General features: G+C 53.3%; 6 pseudogenes. 3 read left to right on the top strand and 3 right to left on the bottom strand.

Annotated elements, in window-relative coordinates:
- Nucleotides 1-44 precede the first annotated feature (44 nt).
- From cas8c (DY250_RS15010) to DY250_RS13540, 3 pseudogenes are all read left to right on the top strand, one after another.
- Nucleotides 45-907 (top strand): annotated as a pseudogene (gene cas8c, locus DY250_RS15010) (type I-C CRISPR-associated protein Cas8c/Csd1).
- An 11-nt stretch (nt 908-918) separates the two neighbouring features.
- Nucleotides 919-1784, top strand: a pseudogene (cas7c, locus tag DY250_RS13545) (type I-C CRISPR-associated protein Cas7/Csd2).
- A 226-nt stretch (nt 1785-2010) separates the two neighbouring features.
- A pseudogene (locus DY250_RS13540) lies at nt 2011-2300 on the top strand (CRISPR-associated protein Cas4); the annotation flags it as partial.
- Here DY250_RS13540 and DY250_RS13535 read toward each other — a convergent pair.
- The 3 pseudogenes from DY250_RS13535 to cas8c (DY250_RS13525) all read right to left on the bottom strand — a co-directional run.
- Nucleotides 2298-2733: pseudogene (locus DY250_RS13535) on the bottom strand (CRISPR-associated protein Cas4); the annotation flags it as partial. The pseudogenes DY250_RS13540 and DY250_RS13535 overlap by 3 nt on opposite strands.
- Before the next feature lie 226 nt (nt 2734-2959).
- Nucleotides 2960-3828: pseudogene (cas7c, locus tag DY250_RS15005) on the bottom strand (type I-C CRISPR-associated protein Cas7/Csd2).
- An 11-nt stretch (nt 3829-3839) separates the two neighbouring features.
- Nucleotides 3840-4702 (bottom strand): annotated as a pseudogene (gene cas8c / locus DY250_RS13525) (type I-C CRISPR-associated protein Cas8c/Csd1).
- Nucleotides 4703-4744: the final 42 nt, after the last annotated feature.

The following is a 4744-nucleotide window of genomic DNA, read 5'->3' as shown; positions in this document are numbered from 1 at the left end:
AGCTGCCGAAGCATTCTTTGCAGAAACAGCATCACCCAGTGACGATGAAGAAAGCGCCAAGGTCTTTGAAGTGCTGGAGCAACTTGCTAAAGGCCGGCCACTGCAAGAAGTGGCGCCCGAAACTCTCGCCGGATACCCGTTTTTATATCTTGGGCCTTGCCCCTAACGCTTCGCGGCTCTCTATCCGCTTCTGGCTGGATACCACCTTTGGGCAGTTGGCGCAGAATCTGGCTCAGCATTGGCAGGATTTGGCCATTGAGCCCCGGCCCTGGAAAACCCCACCGTCTATTTGGCGACTCTTATTGCAAACTGCCGTATTGGGCAAAAGCGAAAACATCTCGCCCGTATTGGCAGGTGAGATGACCCGCGCCGTGATTGCGGCACGCCGTACCCATTAAGTTTGCTGTCGCAACTGATTACCCGAATCCGCGCCGACGGCGATGTAAACGGCCTGCGCGTGGCAATGATGAAAGCCGTATTACAGCGGCGTTTTAGAAAAGGTTTCATTCAAGAAGGAGTCCCCATGAGCTTACATACTGAAAGTAAAAACCCCGCCTATTTATTGGGGCGGCTATTTGCCGTATTGGAGCGCATCCAGCATCAGGCACTTGGTGAATTAAATGCCGGTATTGCTGATCGTTACTACGGCTCGGCTTCCGCCATGCGTATTTTGTCTTTCCCCGTTTATTGGCAGGCGTCAAAAACCACTTGTTCGCGCCTGCGTAAAGATAAGGCCGGCATGGCGGTCAATCTGGATAAAGATTTGGGCACGATCATTGAAAACTTGCCGGAAACCTTTCCCCGCCATTTAAGCATTGAAGAACAAGGTCGCTTTGCCATCGGTTATTACCAGCAAAAGCAAAGCTATTTCACTAAAAAAGATACTACTGAAATCATTGACGATTAAGGAGCCAGAAAATGTCTGCCATTCAAAACCGCTATGAGTTGTCTATTTCTTCGACGTAACCAACGGCAACCCCAACGGTGACCCCGATGCGGGCAATATGCCGCGCCTTGATCCGGGATCCAGCAAAGGACTGGTCACTGATGTTTGCCTGAAACGCAAAATCCGCAATTTCATCGAAATCAGTGCGGAGAATCAGGCCGGCTATGAAATCTATATAAAAGAAAAAAGCGTGCTGAATCTGCAAAACAAGCGCGCCTATGACGCGCTCGGCATTGAGCAAGAAACCAAAAAACTGCCCAAGGATGAAAAACAAGCGCGCGACATTACCGCCTGGATGTGCAAAAACTTCTTCGATATTCGTACCTTCGGCGCCGTGATGACTACCGAAGTCAACAGCGGGCAAGTGCGCGGCCCAGTGCAACTGGCATTCGCCCAATCCATTGACCCCATCGTGCCGCTGGAAATTTCCATCACCCGCATGGCCGTCACCAACGAAAAAGACCTGGACAAAGAACGCACCATGGGCCGCAAATACATCGTCCCCTACGCGCTCTACCGCGTGCACGGCTTTATCTCCGCCAACCTTGCCGCTAAAACCGGCTTCTCCGATGACGATCTGGATAAACTCTGGCAAGCACTGAAGCTAATGCTCGAATACGACCGCTCAGCCGCGCGCGGCGAAATGGCAGCCCGCAAACTGATTGTTTTTAAACACGACAGCACGCTCGGCAGCCAGCCTGCACATAAACTGTTTGACGCCGTGAAAGTTGAACGCATAAACGGCGAATCAGGTACGCCCGCCAGCGCTTTCGGCGATTACAAGATTAGCGTACATGCAGACGGTCTGGACGGCGTGACCATGCAAGAGTTGCTGTAAAACCCCTCCGCACGCGCAACCACGCCGCATGGTGGATTCAGTAATCACACCGCTTGGTGGGGCCAGCGTACGCCGCTTGACGAGCACAGTAACGACGTGCTTGGTGGGGTCAGTGTACGCCGCTTAGCAGGCCCAGTAACGACACCGCTTGACGGACCCAGTGACCACACCGCTTGGTGGATCCAGTGTACGCCGCTTGGCAGAACATCAACAAAGGAAAACGGCCATGCCCGAAACTCAAAGGGAAAATCAGGATGAGTACCTGATCTCTCTTTCCGCTCTGCAACACTACGCCTTCTGCCCGCGTCAGTGTGCGCTAATCCACAGCGAACAGATGTGGGTGGAAAACCTGCTCACCGCACAGGGACGAGCATTGCACGAGCGGGTGATTCGGGTGAGCCGGAAACACGCAAGGGCGTGCGCTTTGAGCGGACGGTGCATGTGTCGGCGGAGAAGCTGGGCATCAGCGGCATATTGGATTTGGTGGAAGTGGAAACGAAAACAGGTCGTCTGAAAACACACGGGAATGCGGTGGCGGGCATATACCACAGCGCACCTTCGCTAACGGTTTGCCCCGTCATTTCTCCAAACACAATGCCGGGGCAAAGCTGGATTTCGCATCGGTCGGTTTGGGCTTGCCGCGTTGTATTCCACGGTTTTCAGACGACCTGTTTTCGTTTCCACTTCCACCAAATCCAATATGCCGCTGATGCCCAGCTTCTCCGCCGACACATGCACCGTCCGCTCAAAGCGCACGCCCTTGCGTGTTTCCGGCTCACCCGAATCCACCCGCTCGTGCAATGCTCGTCCCTGTGCGGTGAGCAGGTTTTCCACCCACATCTGTTCGCTGTGGATTAGCGCACACTGACGCGGGCAGAAGGCGTAGTGTTGCAGAGCGGAAAGAGAGATCAGGTACTCATTCCTGATTTTCCCTTTGAGTTTCGGGCATGGCCGTTTTCCTTTGTTGATGTTCTGCCAAGCGGCGTACACTGGATCCACCAAGCGGTGTGGTCACTGGGTCCGTCAAGCGGTGTCGTTACTGGGCCTGCTAAGCGGCGTACACTGACCCCACCAAGCACGTCGTTACTGTGCTCGTCAAGCGGCGTACGCTGGCCCCACCAAGCGGTGTGATTACTGAATCCACCATGCGGCGTGGTTGCGCGTGCGGAGGGGTTTTACAGCAACTCTTGCATGGTCACGCCGTCCAGACCGTCTGCATGTACGCTAATCTTGTAATCGCCGAAAGCGCTGGCGGGCGTACCTGATTCGCCGTTTATGCGTTCAACTTTCACGGCGTCAAACAGTTTATGTGCAGGCTGGCTGCGAGCGTGCTGTCGTGTTTAAAAACAATCAGTTTTGCGGGCTGCCATTTCGCCGCGCGCGGCTGAGCGGTCGTATTCGAGCATTAGCTTCAGTGCTTGCCAGAGTTTATCCAGATCGTCATCGGAGAAGCCGGTTTTAGCGGCAAGGTTGGCGGAGATAAAGCCGTGCACGCGGTAGAGCGCGTAGGGGACGATGTATTTGCGGCCCATGGTGCGTTCTTTGTCCAGGTCTTTTTCGTTGGTGACGGCCATGCGGGTGATGGAAATTTCCAGCGGCACGATGGGGTCAATGGATTGGGCGAATGCCAGTTGCACTGGGCCGCGCACTTGCCCCGCTGTTGACTTCGGTAGTCATCACGGCGCCGAAGGTACGAATATCGAAGAAGTTTTTGCACATCCAGGCGGTAATGTCGCGCGCTTGTTTTTCATCCTTGGGCAGTTTTTTGGTTTCTTGCTCAATGCCGAGCGCGTCATAGGCGCGCTTGTTTTGCAGATTCAGCACGCTTTTTTCTTTTATATAGATTTCATAGCCGGCCTGATTCTCCGCACTGATTTCGATGAAATTGCGGATTTTGCGTTTCAGGCAAACATCAGTGACCAGTCCTTTGCTGGATCCCGGATCAAGGCGCGGCATATTGCCCGCATCGGGGTCACCGTTGGGGTTGCCGTTGGTTACGTCGAAGAAATAGACAAACTCATAAGCGGTTTTGAATGGCAGACATTTTCTGGCTCCTTAATCGTCAATGATTTCAGTAGTATCTTTTTTAGTGAAATAGCTTTGCTTTTGCTGGTAATAACCGATGGCAAAGCGACCTTGTTCTTCAATGCTTAAATGGCGGGGAAAGGTTTCCGGCAAGTTTTCAATGATCGTGCCCAAATCTTTATCCAGATTGACCGCCATGCCGGCCTTATCTTTACGCAGGCGCGAACAAGTGGTTTTTGACGCCTGCCAATAAACGGGGAAAGACAAAATACGCATGGCGGAAGCCGAGCCGTAGTAACGATCAGCAATACCGGCATTTAATTCACCAAGTGCCTGATGCTGGATGCGCTCCAATACGGCAAATAGCCGCCCCAATAAATAGGCGGGGTTTTTACTTTCAGTATGTAAGCTCATGGGGACTCCTTCTTGAATGAAACCTTTTCTAAAACGCCGCTGTAATACGGCTTTCATCATTGCCACGCGCAGGCCGTTTACATCGCCGTCGGCGCGGATTCGGGTAATCAGTTGCGACAGCAAACTTAATGGGTACGGCGTGCCGCAATCACGGCGCGGGTCATCTCACCTGCCAATACGGGCGAGATGTTTTCGCTTTTGCCCAATACGGCAGTTTGCAATAAGAGTCGCCAAATAGACGGTGGGGTTTTCCAGGGCCGGGGCTCAATGGCCAAATCCTGCCAATGCTGAGCCAGATTCTGCGCCAACTGCCCAAAGGTGGTATCCAGCCAGAAGCGGATAGAGAGCCGCGAAGCGTTAGGGGCAAGGCCCAAGATATAAAAACGGGTATCCGGCGAGAGTTTCGGGCGCCACTTCTTGCAGTGGCCGGCCTTTAGCAAGTTGCTCCAGCACTTCAAAGACCTTGGCGCTTTCTTCATCGTCACTGGGTGATGCTGTTTCTGCAAAGAATGCTTCGGCAG

The sequence above is a fragment of the Cardiobacterium valvarum genome, from assembly GCF_900460955.1.
GTDB lineage: Bacteria > Pseudomonadota > Gammaproteobacteria > Cardiobacteriales > Cardiobacteriaceae > Cardiobacterium > Cardiobacterium valvarum.
This window is presented reverse-complemented; position numbering and strand designations above follow the sequence as displayed.